The organism is Nocardia acidivorans NBRC 108247 (genome assembly GCF_001625085.1).
In the GTDB taxonomy this organism is placed as follows: Bacteria; Actinomycetota; Actinomycetes; order Mycobacteriales; family Mycobacteriaceae; genus Nocardia; species Nocardia acidivorans.
Window position 1 is genome coordinate 1 of sequence record NZ_BDAW01000061.1, and the last position, 19,121, is coordinate 19,121.

Below are 19,121 nucleotides of genomic sequence, written 5' to 3' on the forward strand. Positions count from 1 at the left end.
GGGGTGACGTAACCGGGGGCGCACTCGGCGTCAGTGAGGCGGTGAGGGCACAACTTTGGAGGCTTACCGGGGGGCGCGACTTTGGGTGGGGCTTAGTGGGAGGGGTGCCACTTTGGGTGGGGGTTGTTGGCGGGTTTGTCTCCGGGTGTTAACGCGCGGGACTGGTTGGGGCGATACAACGTGCGGTGTGCCGCGTAGGCACCGCAGACCACGCGACACTCGTGCGAGCGAGTAGCGCTTTCCAGAGGCCGCCCCGGGTGTCTTACCCCGGGGCGGTTCTTCATTTCCGGATCGGGACGTTCGGCGCGGGGCAATCAGGGCAGGGCGATGTACTTGGTGTTGAGGTACTCCTCGATGCCCTCGAAACCGCCCTCGCGACCGAAGCCGGACTCCTTGACCCCGCCGAAGGGTGCGGCCGGATCGGAGATGACGCCGCGATTGACCCCGACCATGCCGGTCTCCAGGCCCTCGGCAATGCGCAGCGCGCGATCCAGGCTCTGCGTGTAAACGTATGCGACCAGCCCGAATTCGGTGTCGTTGGCGGCGGCCAGGCCCTGTTCCTCGGTATCGAAGCCGATGATGGGCGCGACCGGGCCGAAGACCTCCTCGCGCAGGATGCGGGCCTGCGGCGGGAGGTCGGTGAGCACGGTGGCCGGGTAGAACCAGCCGGGGCCGCCGGGTGCCTTACCGCCCAATTCGACTCGCGCACCGGCGGATACGGCGTCCTCGACCAGTTCGGTGACGGTGTTCAGCTGATCCTCGTTGACCAGCGGGCCGAGGGTGGTCTCCGGTTCGGTGCCGGGGCCGAGCTTGTATTCGGCCATGGCGGCGACCAGTTTTCGGGTGAACTCCGCGCGCACCGAGTTCTGTACGTGGAAGCGATTGGCGGCCGTGCACGCCTCACCGCCGTTGCGGAGCTTGGCCAGTACCGCGCCCTGGACGGCGGCATCGATATCGGCATCGTCGAATACCACGAAGGGCGCGTTGCCGCCGAGCTCCATCGACGTGCGCAGCAATCCGTGCGCGGAGCTCTCCACGAGCTTCTTACCGACCGGAGTGGATCCGGTGAAGGTGAGCTTGCGCAATCGCGGATCATTCAGCAGCGGGGCGGTGACGGCACCGGAATGCGATGTCGTGATCACCGACAGCACCCCGTCGGGGAGTCCGGCGTCGCGGCAGAGCTGGGCCAGCAGCAGCATGGTGAGCGGGGTCTCACTCGCGGGCTTGACGATCATTGTGCAGCCGGCGGCCAGGGCGGGCCCGATCTTGCGGGTGCCCATGGCGAGCGGGAAGTTCCACGGCGTGATGGCCAGGCACGGACCGACCGGTTGTTTGGTAACCAGAATGCGACCGGTGCCCGCGGGGGCGGCCTGATACCGGCCGTGGATACGGGTGGCCTCCTCGCTGAACCAGCGGAAGAACTCCGCGCCGTAGCGGACCTCATTGCGGCTCTCGGGCAGCGCTTTACCCATTTCCAGGGTCATGAGGAGGGCGAACTCCTCGGCGCGGGCGGTGATGGCCTCGAAGACCGCGCGCAGGATCTCACCGCGTTCGCGGGCGGGGGTGGCGGCCCAGTCGGCCTGGACGGCGACGGCCGCGTCGAGGGCGCGCACCGCGTCTTCCGGAGTGGCGTCGGCGATTTCGACCAGGGTCTCCCCCGTGGCCGGATTGCGCACCGGGAAGGTCCCGCCCCCGGTGGCATCGACGGGTCCGCCGATCCACAGTCGCGTAGGTATGGAATCGAGTAGTTCGCGTTCTGACACCATGACCCGAGCCTAGGCTCTGTCCCTTTCGCCCACCCTGTGCTTCGCTCGGTTCAGGCCGTCTTCCTGCGCGTTCTGCCTCGAGATACCCGGGGTTACCTGCGCGTAGGAGGCGCTGGTTGTAACCTCGGCGAACGTGAGCAGCGACATCACCGCATCGGCGGCCTGGCGGAAACTGCACGACCATCATGCGTCCATCGCCGGGCGCCACCTGCGTGAATTCTTCGCGGAGGATCCCCAGCGCGGGCGTGAGTTGACCGTCGAGGTCGCCGACCTGCACATCGACTATTCCAAGCATCGCATCACCCGCGAGACGGTGGATCTGTTGATCGAGTTGGCCGATACCGCTGGCGTACAGCGGTATCGGGACGCCATGTTCGCGGGCGAGCACATCAACACCTCCGAGGATCGCGCGGTCGAGCATGTGGCGCTGCGGGTTCCGGCCGGGGAGGTCGTCATGGTGGACGGCACGGACGCGGGCGCGCAGGTGCACGAGGTGCTCGACCGGATGGGCGAATTCACCGATGCGGTGCGTTCGGGCGCGTGGCGCGGTGCCACCGGTGAGCGCATCAGCACGGTGGTGAATATCGGTATCGGTGGGTCGGATCTGGGTCCGGCCATGGTGTACCTGGCGCTGCGGCACTACGCCGATGCGGGCATCTCGGCGCGTTTCGTCTCGAATGTCGATCCGGCGGACCTGGTTTCGAAGCTGGCCGGGCTCGATCCGGCCACCACGCTGTTCATCGTGGCGTCCAAGACCTTCTCCACGCTGGAGACGCTCACCAATGCCACGGCCGCGCGGCGCTGGCTGGTCGCGGCGCTCGGCGAGGAGGCGGTGGCCAAACATTTCGTCGCGGTCTCCACTCACGCGCGACGGGTCGCGGATTTCGGTATCGACACCGCGAATATGTTCGGCTTCTGGGATTGGGTGGGCGGCCGGTACTCGGTGGATTCGGCCATCGGCCTGTCGGTCATGACGGTGATCGGCAAGGAGCGGTTCGCCGAATTCCTGGACGGTATGCACCGGGTGGACGAGCACTTCCGGACCGCGCCCTTGGCGCGGAACGCGCCGGTACTGCTCGGGCTGCTGGGCGTCTGGTACTCGAACTTCTTCGGCGCGCAGTCGCGGGCGGTGCTGCCGTATTCCAATGATCTGGCGCGGTTTCCGGCGTATCTGCAGCAGTTGACCATGGAGTCCAACGGCAAATCGGTGCGCTCGGACGGCACCCCGGTGACCACCTCGACGGGTGAGATCTTCTGGGGCGAGCCGGGAACCAATGGCCAGCACGCGTTCTATCAACTGCTGCACCAGGGTACGCGGCTGGTACCGGCCGATTTCATCGGATTCGCCCGTCCCACAGACGATCTGCCGACGCTGGACGGGTCGGGCAGCATGCACGACATCCTGATGAGCAATCTGTTCGCGCAGACCAAGGTGCTGGCCTTCGGCAAGACCGCGCAGGAGATCGCGGCCGAGGGCACCGATCCGAAGCTGGTGCCGCACAAGGTGATGCCGGGCAATCGGCCCTCCACCGCGATTCTGGCGCCGCGCTTGACGCCGTCGGTGCTCGGGCAGCTGATCGCGCTGTACGAACATCAGGTGTTCGTCGAGGGCGCGATCTGGGGTATCGACAGCTTCGACCAGTGGGGTGTGGAGCTGGGCAAGGTGCAGGCGCTGGCGCTGGAGCCGCTGCTCACCTCGGCCGAAGAGCCCGAGCCGCAGGATGATTCGTCCACCGACGAATTGATCCGCTGGTATCGGGAACGCCGCGCCTGATCAGCCGATGCGCAGGCGGGCCAGCTCCACCCGGTTGCTGACGCCCAGCTTCGGGAAGGCGCGGTAGAGGTGATGGCCGACGGTCTTGGGGCTGAGGAAGAGCTGGGCGGCGATCTCCTTGTTGGTGGCCCCGCCCGCGGCCAGCCGGACCACCTGTAGCTCCTGCGGGGTGAGCAGCGCCGCGACGTCGTTCTCGGGTTCGGGCACCGAACCCTCTCCGGCGGCGCGCAATTCGATGCGGGCGTGTTCGGCCCAGGGCGTCGCGCCGATGCGGTCGAAGGTCTCCAGGGCCTGGCGCAGGTGTACGCGGGCCTCGTTCATCCGGCGTTCGCGGCGCAGCCATTCGCCGTAGACGAGCGCGGTGCGCGCGTGATCGTAGCGGCGGTCGGCGATGAGATGCAGTTCGAGCGCCCGCGCGAGCATATCGCCGTCGCCGCGCAGCATGCCCTTACAGCTGAGCATGATGCCTTCGGCCCAGGGTGCGTCCAAAGCCGCTGCCCAGGTTTCGATCTCGGCCATGGCGGCCTCGGCGCGTTCGGGCTGGCGCAGTCGCGCCGCGGCCTCGATGAGATCCGAGAGCAGATCGAGCCAGTGTCCGCGGGCCTGTGGGGGCGCCCGGTGCAGCGCGTCGAGGCGGGCGAAAGCCTGTTCGTAGCGGCCGGTTCCCAGATCCAGCAGGGCCAGCGCCCATTCGCAGTGCGTGACGTCGATGGCATTGTGATCGCCCGGCGCGTTGCGCAGATTGCGTTCGGCGAGTTCGCGACAGCGCGGCTCGTTGCCCTGCACGGCGGCGATGAGCGCGAGCACCGCCTCGGCTCCGGCCACCCGGGACGGCTGTCCGATATCGGCGGCGATGCGGACGGTGGCGACGGCCATGAGTTCGGCCTCGCGCATGTGCCCGAGAATGAATTCGGCGGTGGCCAGCGTGCTTCCGATGGCCGGAAACCAGCCGATCATGCCGCGGTCGCGCGCCATATCGGCGAGTTCGGCCAAATGCTCACGCGCGATGGGCATATCGCCGATGAGCGCCGCCTGCAACGCGAAAGCCAATCGCACGGAGATCATTTCGAGTGGCACGTTCACGCTGAAGGTGACATTGGCGCGGATCACCGCGATGCCTTCGGCCAGTTCGCCCTCCAGCAGCGCCAGTCCCCCGCGCAGCGCGGCCTGCAGCGGTCCGGCGATATCGCGCGGCAGTTCGGAGAGTCGATCGTTGGTGGCCTGCACCGCGGCGATATCGCCCGAGGTCCAGGCGATTCGGCCGGCCTCGACGAAGAGCCAGGCGGCCCGCTCGGGTTCGATCTCGGCGACCTGCGCGGCGGCGTCCAGCATGAGCTGCTGTGCCTTGCGCAGTGATCCGTGCTCGAATTCGAGCAGTCCGCGGGTGCCGCCGATGCGCGCGTGTTCGCAGGGTCCGAGCGGGAGCAGTTCGGCGGCGTCGGCGAGGCGGCGCGCGCGTTCGGTATGCCCGGCTTGGGCCGCGGTCTCGACCGCCAGCACCAGTCGCCGGGCACGGTTGCCCGGGTCGGGGGTGAGGGTGGCGGCGCGCTCGAGCGCGATGGCGGCGGAGGCGTGCCCGGTGCGTTCGCGGGCCCGTTCGGCGGCGGATTCCAGTGCGGCGGCGACGGTTTCGTCGGGTCCGGTGCTGGCGGCGGCCAGATGCCAGGCGCTGCGGCTCGGATCGTCGGCGAGCACCTCGGCGATGGCGGCGTGTACCGCGAGCCGCTGGGTGAAGGAGGCGCCGTGGTAGGCGGCCGAGCGTTGCAGCGGATGCCGGAAGGTCACGGTCTGTCCGGTGACGGCCACCATGCCGGAGAGTTCGGCCTCGTCCAGTGCGGTCGCGGTGTAGCCGAGCAACTCCAGCGCGCGCAGCACCACGCTGAGATCACCGGTCTCCTCGGCCGCGACGACGAGCAGCGCGGTGCGCGTATGCGGGGTCTGCGCGGCGATCTGACGTTCGTAGCCGCCCTGCAACCGCAGCGGTAGCGGCAGCGGGGCGGCCGGTGAGGTGTCCCGGCGCATATTCGGGAATTCCATCAGCGCGAGCGGGTTTCCGGCGGCTTCGTTCAGCACCCGGTCGCGCTGGTCCGGGCTCAGGCCGGGGCTGGAGGCGGTGAGCAGGGCGACGGCGGCGGAGGCGTCCAGCGGTCCGAGTCGCAGTTCGGACAGCCCGCCGGGATCGAAGCCCTTGCGCCCGGCGAAAAGCATGACGATGCCCTCCGCGCCGAGCCGCCGGGCGGCGAAGCGCAGCACATCGGCGGAGGGCCGGTCCAGCCAGTGCGCATCGTCGATGAGGCACAGCACCGGTCCGTCGGCGGACAGCTCGGCGAGCAGGGTCAGGGTGGCGACGCCGATGAGGAAGCGGTCGGCCCCGTCCGCGGGGCAGAGTCCGAGGGCGCCGCCGAGCGCCCGGCGCTGCGGTTCGGGCAGCGTATCGAGGCGGTCCAGGGCGCTGCCGAGCAGCAGATGCAGTCCGGCGAAGGGCAATTCGGATTCGCTCTCGACGCCGGAGCAGCGAAGTATCCGCCAGTCGGCGGCCTGCGCCGCGGCGTATTGCAGCAGTGCGGATTTCCCCTCGCCCGCCTCGGCGGTGAGGGCCAGTGCGCCGCTGCGACCATGGCGCGCTGCGCGGAGCAGAGTTCCGATCTGCTGCACTTCGGAAACGCGACCGTACAGCACATGCGACAACCTATGCATCGCGCGACGAATCGGCAAACCCGATACGCGCGGAAATCGGACATAACCGTCAACGACGCCGATCGAGGGGAGCACCCGGAGCGGTCGGGCGGTGGGTCATCGCGTATGCCGCCGCAGCACGTCGTAGGCGCGCACCGCGTCCTCGGGGAAGACCAGGATGTGCAGTCGGTCGCGGGTGGCGCGATATCGGGGAGGGCGCGACCGACCGGTGGTGGCCCGGACGCCGTAGGCGTACAGGAGTTGGCGCACGGTGCGGGCGGCCCGTAGGTCCGGCACGGTGGCGGCGCGGACCAGCAGCCCGAATTCGCCGCTGTCGTGTTCGCGCCGCCACCATCCGATCATGGGTCTTCTCCCGCTGTCCCGCTTCGACATCCGAGCCTGTCGCGTGTCGAGGATCTCACGGTCGCCGCGGGTCTCCGAGTGTGAGGGAGCAGACATTCCCCGGGTGCGGGTGACCCGATCCGAATTACGTTGGGAGGCATGTTCTACGGCCGGTCGGAGGAATCGCTGCGAATCGGGGCGCTGCTGGACGGGGCCCGAGCGGCGCGCGGTGCCGCGCTGGTGCTGCTCGGCGAACCGGGTGCGGGCAAGTCGGCGCTGCTGGATCACACCGCCGAACAGGCGGGCTCCGATTGCCGGGTGCTGCGCTGCGCGGGGGTGGAGACCGAATCGGAATTGCCGTTCGCCGGATTGCAGATGCTGTTGCAGCCGGTGCTGGATCGGCTGGACGCGCTGGCGGATGCGCCGCGCAACGCGCTGCGCCGCGCCTTCGGGATGAGCGCGGAGCCCGCGGCCGATCGGTTCGCGGTCGGTATGGCGACCGTCGCGCTACTGGCCGAGTTGTCGGCCGCGGGTCCGGTGCTGTGCCTGATCGATGACGCGCAGTGGCTGGACACCCAGACGGTGGACGCACTGCTGTTCGCCGCGCACCGGATCGAGACCGAGGGCGCGGTGCTGTTGTTCGCCGCGCGCCCGCCCTTCGACACCGTGGCCGTGCCGTCGATCCCGCTGGCACCGCTCGATCCCGCGAATTCCCGTGCGCTGCTGTACGACCGGTTCCCGGAGCTGACCCTCGAGGTGCGCGATCGGGTGCTGGCCGAGGCGGACGGCAACCCCCTGGCCGTGGTCGAACTGCCCCGGATGGGCGTGGATTCGCGGCCGGTGGGCCCGCTGCCGCTGCCCGACCGGTTGATCAGCGGATATCGCAAACACATTGCGGCGCAGCCGGAGTCGGCGCGGGTTGCGCTGCTGGTCAGCGCGGCGGAGGAGACCGGATCGCCGGAGTTGATCCGCGCGGCGCTGGCGCGGCTGGGCTGGGATGAACGGGCATTGGCGGCCGCGGTGGAGTCGTGCATGATCACCGTCACCGATCGGGTGCTGTTCCGGCATCCGCTCAAGCGGGCCGCGGCCTACGAATTCGCCCCGTTCACCCAGCGATTGGCGGCGCACGCGGCGATCGCCGCTGCGCTGGTGGATGATCCGGATCGGCGGGCCTGGCATCTGGCCTTCGCCACCCCCGTCCCGGACGAGAGTGTCGCGGCCGCACTGGAGGCCGCGGCCGAGCGCGCGCTGTGGCGGGCCGCGCACGGCGCCGCCGCGACCGCCTACGAACGCGCGGCGCAGTTGTCGCCGGATCGAATCACAAAGGCCCGGCGCATGATTCAGGCGGTGAGCGCATTGGTCGACGCCGGACGGCCGGAGCAGGCGCTCACCCTCGCCGAGCGGATCGATCCCACGGTCGCCGAGGCCCTCGAGCGGGCGCGATTGCGAGATCTGCGGGCGCATATCGCCTTCGAGAGCGGGGCGCTCGGGGTGGCGTACACGCGCTGGCTGGGGGTGGCAGCCGAACTCGCCGCGACCGAACCGGAAGGCGCGGCACGGGCGCTGCTGGATGCCGCCCGCGCGGCCTGGACCGCCGGCGATCTACCGGGCGCGCAGGTGGCGCAGCAGCGCATGTCCGCACTGGCGCTGAGTGATTCGTGGCAGCCGCTGCTGGCCGCGGTGCGGGGCCCGAACCTGTTGTACGCCATGGAGTTGCGGCCGGGCATCGAACTGATTCGGGCGGGCGTGGCGGCGACCCGGGACACCCCGGATCCGGCCACGCGATTCCTGCTGGGCCTGCTCTGCTCGCTGACGGCGGATACCGAGCAGGCGCACGAACTGCTGACGGGGGTCGCCGCCGACTACACCGATCTGGGCATGGTCGGCCGCCTGCCCGCCGTCCTGGCCTCGCTCGGCACCCTGCGCATGCTGCTGGGCCGGTTCGAGGAGGCGGAGTCGATCTGCACCGAGGCCGCCCGCATCGCCGAAGGCTCCGGTCAGCCCAATCGGGTATCGCAGGCGGAGTCGATCCTGGCGGTGCTCGCGGCGGTGCGCGGTGATCAGGAGCGCTGCCGCGCGCTCGCCGATGTTCAGACGGCCGGTCCGGGGCGCGCGGAGAACACCATCGATTTCGCGCATCGCGAATGGGCGCTGTTGCTCTCGGATCTCGCGCAGGGCCGGTACGAGGCGGCGGTGCATCGCGGTGAGGCGCTCACGACCGGTCCGATCCGTCCGCTCGGTCAGTGGCCGCATCTGCTCGCGGACCGGGTCGAGGCGGCGCTGCGGTGGCGCGATCCGGGCCGCGCCACGGTTCCCCTGCAGCTCCTGCGCCGCTATGCCGAGGCCGCCGACACGCCCTGGACCACCGGGCTGCTGCTGCGCTGCGATGCCCAGATCACCGGTGACCCGGCCCTTTTCGAGCGGGCATTGATCGCGCACGATGACGCCGATCGTCCCTTCGACCACGCCCGCACCGCACTGCTCTACGGCGAGTGGCTGCGCCGTGAACGCCGCCTGCTCGATGCGAGGACCCAGCTGACCCGCGCCGCGAGCACCTTCGAAGCCCTGGGCGCGCACCCCTGGGCGGCTCGCGCGCACGCCGAATGCCGGGCCGCCGGTGATCCGCTGCGGCCGGACCGCGACGTCCCGGCCGCGGGCGATCCGGTGCGGCTGCTCACCCCCCAGGAACTCCAGGTGGTCCGGCTGGCAGCCCAGGGTGCGACTAATAACGAGATCGGCGCACAGCTGTGCCTCAGTCCCAAAACCGTCGGCCATCATCTCTACCGGGCCTTCCCCAAACTCGGGGTGCGCAGCCGGGTGGAATTGGCCCGCTTTCCGCTCGGCTGATCCGCCGGCCGCGCACCGGTAACCGGGGGCTCGCCGGGGTGCGGATCGTTGCGGCCGATAGGTTTTGAGGATGCTGTACGGCCGGATGAGGGAAGAACAGCGGGTCGGAGCGGTACTGGCCGAGGCCGGGCGGGGGCGAAGCGGGGTGCTGGCGGTGGTCGCCGGGCCCGGGGAGGGAAAGTCGGCGCTGCTGGCGCGGGCGGCGGAGCTGGTGGGGCCGCAGTGGCGGATTCTGCGCTATACGGGTGTGGAGACCGAGGCCGAATTGGCCTTCTCGGGTCTGCGGCAACTGCTGACGCCCGCGCTGGCGCTGCGCGATCTGCTGCCCGAGCCGCAGTGTCTGGCCCTGGGCGGAGCGCTCGGGTTGGCGCCCGCGGCGCATCCGGAGCGATTCCTGGTCGGACTGGCCACGCTGTCGCTGCTGGCGGAATTGTCGGCGCAGGGTCCTGTACTGGTGCTGGTGGATGATGCGCAATGGGTGGATCAACCCTCCATCGACGCATTGCTGTTCACCGCCCGCCGCCTCGAGAACGAGGGTGTGGCCATGCTTTTCGCGGGTCGCCCGGATTTCGCCGCGCCGGGTCTGCCGCAGCTGGTGCCCGCGCCGCTGGACGCCGAGGCGGCCCTGGCGCTGCTGGCCGATCGAATGCCGCAGTTGCCCATGGAGATTCGGGATCGGGTGATTGCGGAGTCGGCGGGTAATCCACTGGCCCTGCTGGAATTGCCCGGGATGAACCTGGATTCGCTGCCGGTGGGTCCCTTGGCGCTGTCGGATCGACTGCTGTCCGGGTACGAGGGGCATATCGAACACCTCTCGGCGGCGGCGCGGCTGGCGCTGCTGGTGGCGGCCGCCGAGGCCGATGAGGATCTGGGTGTGGTGCTGCGGGTGCTCGACGACCTGGGGATCGGTGCGGAGCCGCTCGCCGAGGCCGAGCGCAGCACCATGGTCTCGGTGATCGGCCAGTCGGTGGCGTTCCGGCATCCGCTGCTGCGCGCGGCCGCCTATCGCTGCGCCACCGATGCCCAGCGCATCGCGGTGCACACCGCGCTGGCACGGGCCTTGGTCGCCGATCCGGATCGCTACGCCTGGCATCTGGCCGCGGCCACCGTCGGCACGGACGAGACGGCCGCCGCCGCGTTGGAGGCCGCGGCCGAACGGGCCTGCGTGCGCACCGGGCACGGGGCCGCGGCGACCGCCTGGGAGCGTTCGGCGCAGCTCACCCCCGACCCCGCCGATCGCGCGCGCCGCTTGGTGGCCGCCGTCGAGACCGCCGCGGACGCGGGCCAATTCGCGCGGGCGCGGCGCCTGGCCGCACAGGCCCGCGAACTCACCTCCGATGCGGTGCACCGGGCCCGGCTGGCCAGCGTGCTCGCCCATATCGAGTTCGAGCACGGCTCCCCCGCCACCGCTCAGCGCCTGCTGCAGGAGGGTGCGGCCGAGACCGCGCTCGCCGATCCGAAGCGAGCCGGGGAGATGCTGCTGGACGCGGGCCGGGTGGCCTGGACCGTCGGCGATATGCCGGGCATGCGGGAGTCCCGGGCCATGCTCACCGAACTGCCCGCCAGCCCGGATCGGGACAGATTCCTGGGCGCGTACGAGGGCACGCTGGGTTTGATCGAACCCGATCCCTCGGCGGGAATCACCCTGCTGCGCGGCAATCTCAGTGTGCCGGAGCAGATTCGGCATCACGAACCGGCGGTGCGTTTCGTGCTGGCCACCCAGGCCATCGTGATCGGCGACGTGGCGGTGGCGCGCGAGATTCTGGCGGACCTCAGCGAAACCTGCCGCATCCAGGGCAGATTGGGCTGGCTGGCCCCGGTCGAACTGTGGTTGAGTTCGGTGGAGTTCCTGGCGGGTCGTTTCCGGGACGCGGAGCTGCTCGCGACCGAGGGCAGGCGGATCGCCGAGAATACCGATCAGCCCATCCGAATCTTCCACGCCGACAGCAATCTCGCGGTGCTGGCCGCCGTCCGGGGGGAGGAGCAGCGCAGCCGCGAACTGGCCGACGCGGCCTTCGCCCACCCCGATCTGACCTCCATCCATCGGGCCCAATTCGAGTGGGCGCTCACGCTTTCGGATATGGGGGCGGGTCGCTACGCCGCCGCCCTGGACCGGATGGACGAGCTGCTCACCATCCCCACGGCCCGGAATGCGCAGTGGCTCACGGTGCACGCCGATCGGGTGGAATGCGCCGTGCGCGTGAATCAGCCGGAGCGGGCGGCGGATTCGCTCGAGCACCTGCGCATCTGGTCGGCGGCACTGCGGGCGCCCTGGGCGCAGGCCCTGTGGTCGCGCTGTCTCGGACTGGTGCGCGGTGATCCCGAATTCCTCATTCGCGCACTGGATCTGCACGGCGAGCAGACGCGCTGGTTCGATCGCGCCCGCACGGGTCTGCTGTACGGCGAATGGTTGCGTCGTGAGCGCCGTACCGGGGACGCGCGCACCGAATTGCGGGAGGCGCTGGATATTTTCGAGCGTTTGGGCGCGCGGCCCTGGTCGCAGCGGGCGCGCGAGGAGTTGCGGGCCTCGGGCGCGGGTGCGATTCCGGAGGGTTCGCGCGGTCCGGCCGCCGACCTCACCCCGCAGGAATTGCAGGTGGCGCGGCTGGCCGCCACCGGTGCGACCAATAAGGAGATCGGCGCGAGCCTGTTCCTGTCGCCGAAAACCGTTGGGCACCACCTGTCCCGCAGCTTCCGCAAACTCGGGGTGTCGAGCCGGGTGGAGCTGGCCCGGCTGGAGTTGGAGTGAGGAACCGAGCCGGGAACATGCCCTACGCATGACCGGTGTAGGGCTTGCGGGTGGCGAGGCCGCCCCTGGACATACCGGTGCGCCGGAGCAGCCCGAAGATTTCCCGGGTGCCGACCACGAGTTTCAGCGGGCGCGCGCCGACCCGCTCCCGGTAGCGCGCGGCCGCGGCGCCGGTGCGCACCCCGCGCTTCGGGGTGTCGTCCGCGCGCACGAATTGGACGATGCCATCGTGGCGGCCGAGGCTGATCGACCGGTGGTGGTAGCCGAAGCGAAAAGGCTTGGGCTCCGCCCCGTTCAGCTGCCGGGCGATCGAATCCGCCACGTGCGCTCCGGCGGGAATCGCACTCTGGCAGGTGCCGTGCGGGCGGCCCCAGCGCTGGCGGATGGCCGCGGCATCGCCCGCGGCGTAGATGTCCGGATGGGTGCGCGACCGCAGACTCGGATCGGTCAGGACGAGTCCCCGTGCGTCCGTGCCGATTCCGGCCTCGGCGGCCAGCGTCGGTACCCGCATGCCGGTGGTCCAGAGGGTGATGGCGGAGGCCAGCAGTTCGGTGCCGTCCACTTCCACGGCGTCGGGAAGCACCTTGGACACCGTGCCGACCCGCACCGTGACGCCCAGCCGGTCGAAGGCCGCGCGCAGGTGGGCGCGCGCCTCGGTCCCCATCGTGGCGCCGGGCTCGTCCCGGCTGATCAGTGAGACCCGCAGTCCCGGATAGGCTTCCGCGATCTCGGTGGCGGTCTCGACCCCGGTGAGCCCGCCGCCGCAGACGGTGACCGGACCGCCGGCGGCGGCCAGTTCGGTGAGCCGCTGGGCCACGCGCGCGGCCTGCTGGACCGAATCGAGGGTGTACGCGTGCGCCTCGGCTCCCGGTACGACGCCGGTATCGGTGACGCTGCCCAGGGCGTAGACCAGGGTGTCATAGTTCAGCACCCGCCGCCGTCCGAGCGTCTCCACGGCCACCTGCCGGGTCTCCACATCGATGACCGTCGCTGTACCGCAGATGAATTCGACCCCGGTGCCCGCGAGCAGTTCCTCGATGCGGAAGTCGCCGATCCGCTGTCCGGCGGCGAGCTGATGCAGTCGCAGCCGTTCGGTGAAGCGGGGTGAGGGGTTGATCAGCGTGACGTGGACGTCCCGCCGGGCGCGCATCCTGCGGGCCAGCCGCACCGAGCTCAGCACGCCCGCGTATCCGCCGCCCAGCACGAGGATGTGGTGATTGATGCTCATGATCGGCTCCCTCTCATAGCGGTAAGGGCGGGCTCTCCTTCTCGCCGACTGCGGCTCAGCTTCGTACGCTAGGGCCCGGGAGCGCCCGGGGGTATCGGGTATCCGCCCTAATCCGGCAGGTCAGTCCCGATTCCGGCCGGGGCTACAACCGGGTGAGGCCCAGCGCGAGCGAGGCGGCGGCGAAGGCGAGGAACAGCACCGGGAAGGCGATATTGTGCAGCACCCGGGTGCGCAGGTGCACCGCCACGGCGCAGACGAAGAACAGGGTGAGCCCGGCCGCCGCGGCGACCCCGAGCGGGCGCGGGCCGAACAGTCCGGCGGTGAGCCCGAGCGCGCCCGCGCCCTTGAGTGCGCCCAGGTAGGGCAGCATTCGGACCGGGATCCGCACCTCGGTCATATTCTCGATGACGCTCTGCGCCCGCCGGAAATTGAGTACGGCCTCGGCGGCATTGGCCACGATGGTGATGAGCGTGACGACGATATAGACGACGAACATTTCGGATTCCCTGTCTCGGCGGTTGATTCCGGCTTGATCGCAAGCCTGGCGAATCCCGTCGAAACCCTCCAATACCTGTCGCCATAACCGATAGTTATGGAGGCGGCAGCGGTCGAATCCCGCTCGGGTGCCTGGGATTCCGGCCGCCTTCCCCGAAACCGGAACGCCCCCGGACGTCTCGGACGTCTCGGGGGCGTTCTGGTATTGGGCGCGGACCTACCCGGTGCGCGCGGGCAGCAGATTGCCCAGGGCCTCGTCCAGGGTCGGATAGCGGAAGCGGAATCCGCTGTGCCGCAGCACCTCCGAGGTCGCATGCCGTCCGGTCAGGCCGAGCGCGGGATCGGTGCGCAGCAGCACCGCGCCGAGGGTGAGCGCCACGGCCGGGGTCGGCGGCGACCAGGGGCGGCGCAGGTGACGGCGCAGCGCGGTCATGAGCTCGCTATTGCGAACCGGGAAGTCGGTCGCCGCCACCAGGATTCCGTTCGGCAGCGTCACCGTCGGATCCAGCCCGAGCGCCGCGCGCACGATGGCCAGCCAGTCGTCCCGGTGAATCCAGCTGAACCACTGCGTGCCCGGGCCGACGCTACCGCCGAGCCCCGCCTTGGTCAGCGCCACCAGGCGTTTCATCGCGGGCGCGTCCGGATCGAGCACGATGGAGGTGCGCAGGACGATCCGGTGCACGGCATTGGCCCCTTCGAACGCCTCCTCCCAGGGCCGGGCGACCCCGGTCATCTGCGGCAGTCCGGGATCGGGCAGGGCGGTGCCCTCGGTGCAGCGGATCTCACCCGCGTCGGCCCAGATGGCGGTGGTGCCGGCCTGTACCCAGTACTCGATCGGCCGGTCCAGGGTCTTGGACGCCTCCACCAGCGCACGGGTGGAATCGACTCGGCTGCTGCGCAATTCGGCGATATTGCGGGCGGTGGGGCGGCAGTCGACGAGTTTGCCCGCCAGATTGATCACCGCGGTCGGCCCCGGATTGCGCAGTGCGGTAACCCATTCGCCGCTCGTGCGGCCGTCCCATTCGAATTGGGCGTAGGGCAGTTCGGCCACCGCGCGCCGGGTGAGAATGCGCACCCGCTGCCCGCGGCAGGTGAGGTCCGCGGCGAGCGTGCGCCCGAGCGCACCGGTGCCGCCGGCGATCACGACGGTGAGAGCGTCCGCGGTGGGCCGCAGTCCGGCCAGGCGGGCCAGGCGCGCGAAACAGGTGTGCGCGTCGGTCTGCAGCAGCGCGCCGACCATCTTGCGCGCGACGGCGGCCGAGGCGCCGCCGAAGGTGAGGTGCTGCGATACCTCGGTGCCGCCGTCCCGCGGGGTGAGTGTCCACCGAATACGCATGGTGCCCGCGGGTTCGGGCTGTTCCAGGCCGATCTCGCGGTCGGGGACGAAGGTGGCGATGGTGAACGGTTTCGCGAAACGCCCGTGCACCGCCTCGTTCGCACGCCCGCGCGGCAGATAGTCACCGGTCGTGCCGATGCCCGGCGCGGCATGCAGGATCACCGAGGTGACGGCCGGATTCCACTCGGGCCACCGGGCCGGATCACCCAGTACGGCCCAGATCCGCTCGGGCGGGAGGGCGATCCACTGGCTGTACGTCGTTGTACGAGGCATACCCCGACGCTATAACCGCTGGAGTCCGGCGGGAAGCGTGGGCTTGGTCGCATCGGGGACTTGGCGCGTATCGGGGCATGGCGCGCGTCGGGGGATGGCGCGCGTCGGGGGATGGCGCGCGTCGGGGCTTGGCGCGTATCGGGGGCATGGCGTGTACCGGGAGCGGACGGACCGCGATCCCGTGCCCATGCGCGATCGCGGCCCGCCCGCCATTCAGGAGGTCGATGGGCCGCTCTCGACCCTAGGAAGGGTGGGCACCGGTCGGTATCGGGCGGATGCCCCCATTCGCGGAACACCTTTCGCGCACCGGTCGGCGACGCTGCCGCGAGGATCGGCCGGTCCATCGCGGAACCCCAATATCCTTGGAATAGAACATGTTCCAGAAAACCCGCCAGGTGCGGTTCGGCGAATCCGATCAGGCCACGAAGCCGCGCTCCAGGATGGCCTCGGTATCCACCCCGGTCGGCAGGGTGCCGAAGGCGATACCCCAGTCACCGCCGAACCGGGTGGCGCAGAAGGCATCCGCGACCGCCGGATGGCCGTGCCGCACCAGTTGCGAACCCTGCAGCACCAGGGCCATCAGCTCCACCACGCGCCGGGCGCGGTACTCGATATCGCTGAGATCGGTGAGCTCCTTGCCGATTCGGTCGATGGCGGTGTCCAGCGCCGCGTTCGCACCGCGCGCGAGGGCGACCTCGTCGAAGTAAGCCTGCACGGTCTCGGGCTGACGGGCCATGGCGCGCAACGCGTCCAGCGCCGCCACATTGCCCGAACCCTCCCAGATCGACATGAGCGGGGCCTCGCGGTACAGCCGCGGCAGCCCGGACTCCTCGACATAACCGTTGCCGCCCAGGCATTCCAGGGCTTCGGCGGCGTGCGCGGGCGCGCGCTTGCACACCCAGTACTTGGTGATGGCCAGGGCCATGCGCCGGAACGCGGCCTCGGATTCGTCACCGGCGGCGGCGCGATCGGTGGCGCCGGCCAGGCGCATCATGACCGTGGTCGCGGCCTCGGATTCGACGATCAGATCGGCCAGCACATTGCGCATGGCGGGCTGGTCGATCAGGTTGGCCCCGAACGCCTTTCGATGCCTTGCGTGATGCACCGCGTGGACTACGCCCGCGCGCATGCCGGTGGCCGAGCCGATCACACAGTCCAGCCGGGTCATATTGACCATCTCGATAATGGTCTTCACGCCCGCGCCCTCCGCGCCGACCAGCCAGCCGATGGCGTTCTCGTACTCGATCTCCGAGGAGGCGTTGGACTTGTTGCCCAATTTGTCCTTGAGCCGTTGCAGCCGCAGGGTATTGCGCGAACCGTCCGGCAGCACCCGCGGCAGCAGGAAGCAGGACAGGCCGCCGGGGGCCTGCGCCAGGGTCAGGAACATATCCGACATGGGCGCGGAGGTGAACCACTTGTGCCCGACGATCCGGTACGTGCCGTCGGAAAGCGGTGTGGCGGTGGTGGTATTGGCGCGGACGTCCGAGCCGCCCTGCTTCTCGGTCATCGACATTCCGGCGATGAGACCGGTCTTGGCCGAGGGCTCGCGCAGCCCGTAGTCGTAGACCCGCGAGGCGAGCAGCGGCTCGAATCGGGCCGACAATTCCGGATTGTGCCGCAGTGCGGGCACCACCGCGTAGGTCATGGAGATCGGGCACATATGCCCGGCATCGGCCAGGCCCCAGGTGTAGAACTTCGCCGCGCGCGCCACATGCGCACCCGAGCGCTCGTCCTGCCACGGCGAACCGTGCAGGCCATGTGTCACAGCGACATTCATCAGATCGTGCCAGTGCGGGTGGAACTCCACCTCGTCCACCCGATTGCCGAACCGGTCGTGGGTGTGCAGTACCGGCGGATACGCGTTCGCCAGCCGTCCCCACTCCTGCGCCTCGAATCCGCCCGCGAGGGCACCGAGTTCACGCACCTCGGCCTCGGCCCAGCCCGCGCCCTCGCGATGCAACCCCTCGATGAGCGCGGGATTGCGCGAGTTGTCGAACGGCACGATATCCGGGACCTGATTGAACACATCGTGGGTATGCATGCGGAACTCCTTATTCCTGAGGCACGCCGAGCGCGCGCAGCGCGAAGGCGACGAGTTCGGGCACCACCGATTCACTCTCCAACTGTTCGGCGAGCGGGCCGACCAGCACCTCGCCGATGGCCCCGACCAGTGCGGTGGCGGTGGTGCGCGGATCCTGCGGCGGCAGTTGCCCACCGGCCACCCCGTCGGCGATCGCGGTCTCGTAGATCTCCGCGAAGGCCCGCCGGAAGCGCAGCCGCTCGGTGTCGACGGCGGTGTCCACCGGCTCGGCGAGCAGCACATAGGCCAGTTTCGGATTCTTGAGCGCGCGCCCGGCGAAGGTCTCCACCGCGGCGGTGACCCGCTCGCGAGCGGTTTTCGGGGCCGTGTCGGCCGGGACCGGAACGTCGCCGAGTCGCGCGGAGTCGCCGGCGGCGGCCACGGCCGCCACCTCGCGGGTGACGACCTCACGGAAGACCGCGGTGACCAATTCGGCCTTGCCGCTGAAGGTTTTGTAGACGGTGCCGGTGGCCACCCCCGCCTCGGCGGCGACCGCGGCCATGGAGAGTCCGGCGTACCCGTCGCGGGAGAGCACGCTCATGGCGGCCCGCACGATCGAGCCGGCCTGGGCATCGAGGCGGGCCTGTACGGCGGGGGTTCGGCGGTAGGCCACGCAAGAAGTGAACCACTGATTCATTTCTTCGCGCAAGACCTGTCGTCCGCCCGTATGTACGGCGTATGGTCGAGCCCGTGAGCGTACGAGTCGAACGCAATGGCCCCGTGACCACCGTGATCCTGCATCGCCCCGAGGCCCGCAACGCGGTCGACGGACCCACCGCTCGCGCCCTGGCCGACGCCTTCCGCGACTTCGACGCCGATCCCGACGCGGCGGTCGCCGTGCTCTGGGGTGACGGCGGCACCTTCTGCGCGGGCGCGGATCTCAAGGGGCTCGGCACCGAACGCTCCAACCAGGTCACCGAGGACGGCGACGGGCCGATGGGACCCACCCGCATGGTCCTGTCCAAGCCGGTGATCGCGGCCGTCTCCGGTTACGCGGTGGCGGGCGGACTCGAACTCGCGCTCTGGTGCGATCTGCGAGTCGCGGAGCAGGACAGCACTTTCGGCGTCTTCTGCCGCCGCTGGGGGGTGCCGCTCATCGACGGCGGCACCGTGCGGCTGCCGCGCATCATCGGCACCGGGCGGGCCATGGATCTAATTCTCACCGGCCGCGCCGTCGACGCCGCCGAGGCGCTGCGGATCGGCCTGGTCACCCAGGTGGTACCGAGCGGCGAATCCCGCCGCGCCGCAGAGGAACTCGCACTCCAACTGGCCGCGCTGCCACAGACCTGCCTGCGCTCGGACCGCATGTCCGTGCTGGAACAGGACGGCCTGGACGAACGCACCGCCATCAATAATGAACTGCACCACGGCCTGAAGGCCCTCGCCGATGGCGCGCTGGACGGCGCGCGACGATTCGCCTCCGGCGCGGGCCGCCACGGCGAGGCGAGCTGACCGGCCTCTCTCCCGGAATTTCAGCGCGGGACGCCGGCCCGGGGTCCGCGTCACCCCGCTGCACCACCACGACCTCGCCGACCGCCGGGACACCGGCGAACCC

The 19,121-nt window shown here is 70.1% G+C and carries 12 protein-coding genes; 4 read left to right on the forward strand and 8 right to left on the reverse strand.

The features are described 5' to 3' along the window. Nucleotides 1–314: 314 nt before the first annotated feature. Nucleotides 315–1,766, reverse strand: a complete 1,452-nt coding sequence (locus NA10_RS27090) for an NAD-dependent succinate-semialdehyde dehydrogenase (RefSeq protein ID WP_067572890.1) — start codon at nt 1,764–1,766, stop codon at nt 315–317. A gap of 133 nt (nt 1,767–1,899) precedes the next feature. On the opposite strand from NA10_RS27090, the gene pgi reads away from it, so the two are divergent. Then, nucleotides 1,900–3,540: a glucose-6-phosphate isomerase gene (pgi, locus tag NA10_RS27095; protein ID WP_067572892.1), complete on the forward strand. Its 1,641-nt coding sequence runs from the start codon at nt 1,900–1,902 to the stop codon at nt 3,538–3,540. On the opposite strand, the gene NA10_RS27100 is transcribed toward pgi, so the two are convergent. Both NA10_RS27100 and NA10_RS27105 read right to left on the reverse strand, forming a co-directional pair. After that, a complete protein-coding gene (locus tag NA10_RS27100) occupies nt 3,541–6,219 on the reverse strand; it encodes a helix-turn-helix transcriptional regulator (RefSeq protein WP_169812652.1) in 2,679 nt (892 codons plus the stop codon). A gap of 114 nt (nt 6,220–6,333) precedes the next feature. Then, entirely contained in the window at nt 6,334–6,579 is a 246-nt protein-coding gene (locus NA10_RS27105; protein ID WP_067572896.1) for a hypothetical protein, read from the reverse strand. 138 nt (nt 6,580–6,717) lie between these two features. Between NA10_RS27105 and NA10_RS27110 the strand changes: the two genes are divergently transcribed. Then, nucleotides 6,718–9,405, forward strand: coding sequence for a helix-turn-helix transcriptional regulator (locus tag NA10_RS27110; RefSeq protein WP_067572898.1), 2,688 nt, complete (start codon nt 6,718–6,720; stop codon nt 9,403–9,405). A gap of 85 nt (nt 9,406–9,490) precedes the next feature. Further along, nucleotides 9,491–12,154, forward strand: a complete 2,664-nt coding sequence (locus tag NA10_RS27115; RefSeq protein ID WP_169812653.1) for a helix-turn-helix transcriptional regulator — start codon at nt 9,491–9,493, stop codon at nt 12,152–12,154. A gap of 22 nt (nt 12,155–12,176) precedes the next feature. Here the strand turns inward: NA10_RS27115 and NA10_RS27120 are convergent, their stop codons facing one another. The 5 genes from NA10_RS27120 to NA10_RS27140 form a co-directional block, all read right to left on the reverse strand. Beyond that, a complete protein-coding gene (locus NA10_RS27120) occupies nt 12,177–13,382 on the reverse strand; it encodes an NAD(P)/FAD-dependent oxidoreductase (RefSeq protein WP_067572902.1) in 1,206 nt (401 codons plus the stop codon). Nucleotides 13,383–13,524: 142 nt separating this feature from the next. Continuing rightward, nucleotides 13,525–13,878, reverse strand: coding sequence for a DoxX family protein (locus NA10_RS27125; RefSeq protein WP_067572904.1), 354 nt, complete (start codon nt 13,876–13,878; stop codon nt 13,525–13,527). 216 nt (nt 13,879–14,094) lie between these two features. Further along, nucleotides 14,095–15,486 (reverse strand): DUF1731 domain-containing protein, encoded by a 1,392-nt coding sequence (locus NA10_RS27130; RefSeq protein WP_084515289.1) that lies wholly within the window; start codon nt 15,484–15,486, stop codon nt 14,095–14,097. Nucleotides 15,487–15,901: 415 nt separating this feature from the next. Continuing rightward, nucleotides 15,902–17,527, reverse strand: coding sequence for an acyl-CoA dehydrogenase family protein (locus NA10_RS27135; protein ID WP_067572906.1), 1,626 nt, complete (start codon nt 17,525–17,527; stop codon nt 15,902–15,904). A gap of 10 nt (nt 17,528–17,537) precedes the next feature. Next, nucleotides 17,538–18,179: a TetR/AcrR family transcriptional regulator gene (locus NA10_RS27140; protein WP_067572954.1), complete on the reverse strand. Its 642-nt coding sequence runs from the start codon at nt 18,177–18,179 to the stop codon at nt 17,538–17,540. 65 nt (nt 18,180–18,244) lie between these two features. Between NA10_RS27140 and NA10_RS27145 the strand changes: the two genes are divergently transcribed. Further along, on the forward strand, nt 18,245–19,018 hold the full coding sequence (locus NA10_RS27145) for a crotonase/enoyl-CoA hydratase family protein (protein ID WP_067572908.1): 774 nt from the start codon (nt 18,245–18,247) through the stop codon (nt 19,016–19,018). Nucleotides 19,019–19,121: the final 103 nt, after the last annotated feature.

Coding starts and splice junctions, on each gene's coding strand:
- NA10_RS27090 (WP_067572890.1), bottom strand. CDS start 1,766: ATGGTGTCAGAACGCGAACTACTCGATTCCATACCTACGCGACTGTGG.
- NA10_RS27105 (WP_067572896.1), bottom strand. CDS start 6,579: ATGATCGGATGGTGGCGGCGCGAACACGACAGCGGCGAATTCGGGCTG.
- NA10_RS27110 (WP_067572898.1), top strand. CDS start 6,718: ATGTTCTACGGCCGGTCGGAGGAATCGCTGCGAATCGGGGCGCTGCTG.
- NA10_RS27115 (WP_169812653.1), top strand. CDS start 9,491: ATGAGGGAAGAACAGCGGGTCGGAGCGGTACTGGCCGAGGCCGGGCGG.
- NA10_RS27120 (WP_067572902.1), bottom strand. CDS start 13,382: ATGAGCATCAATCACCACATCCTCGTGCTGGGCGGCGGATACGCGGGC.
- NA10_RS27125 (WP_067572904.1), bottom strand. CDS start 13,878: ATGTTCGTCGTCTATATCGTCGTCACGCTCATCACCATCGTGGCCAAT.
- NA10_RS27130 (WP_084515289.1), bottom strand. CDS start 15,486: ATGCCTCGTACAACGACGTACAGCCAGTGGATCGCCCTCCCGCCCGAG.
- NA10_RS27135 (WP_067572906.1), bottom strand. CDS start 17,527: ATGCATACCCACGATGTGTTCAATCAGGTCCCGGATATCGTGCCGTTC.
- NA10_RS27145 (WP_067572908.1), top strand. CDS start 18,245: ATGGTCGAGCCCGTGAGCGTACGAGTCGAACGCAATGGCCCCGTGACC.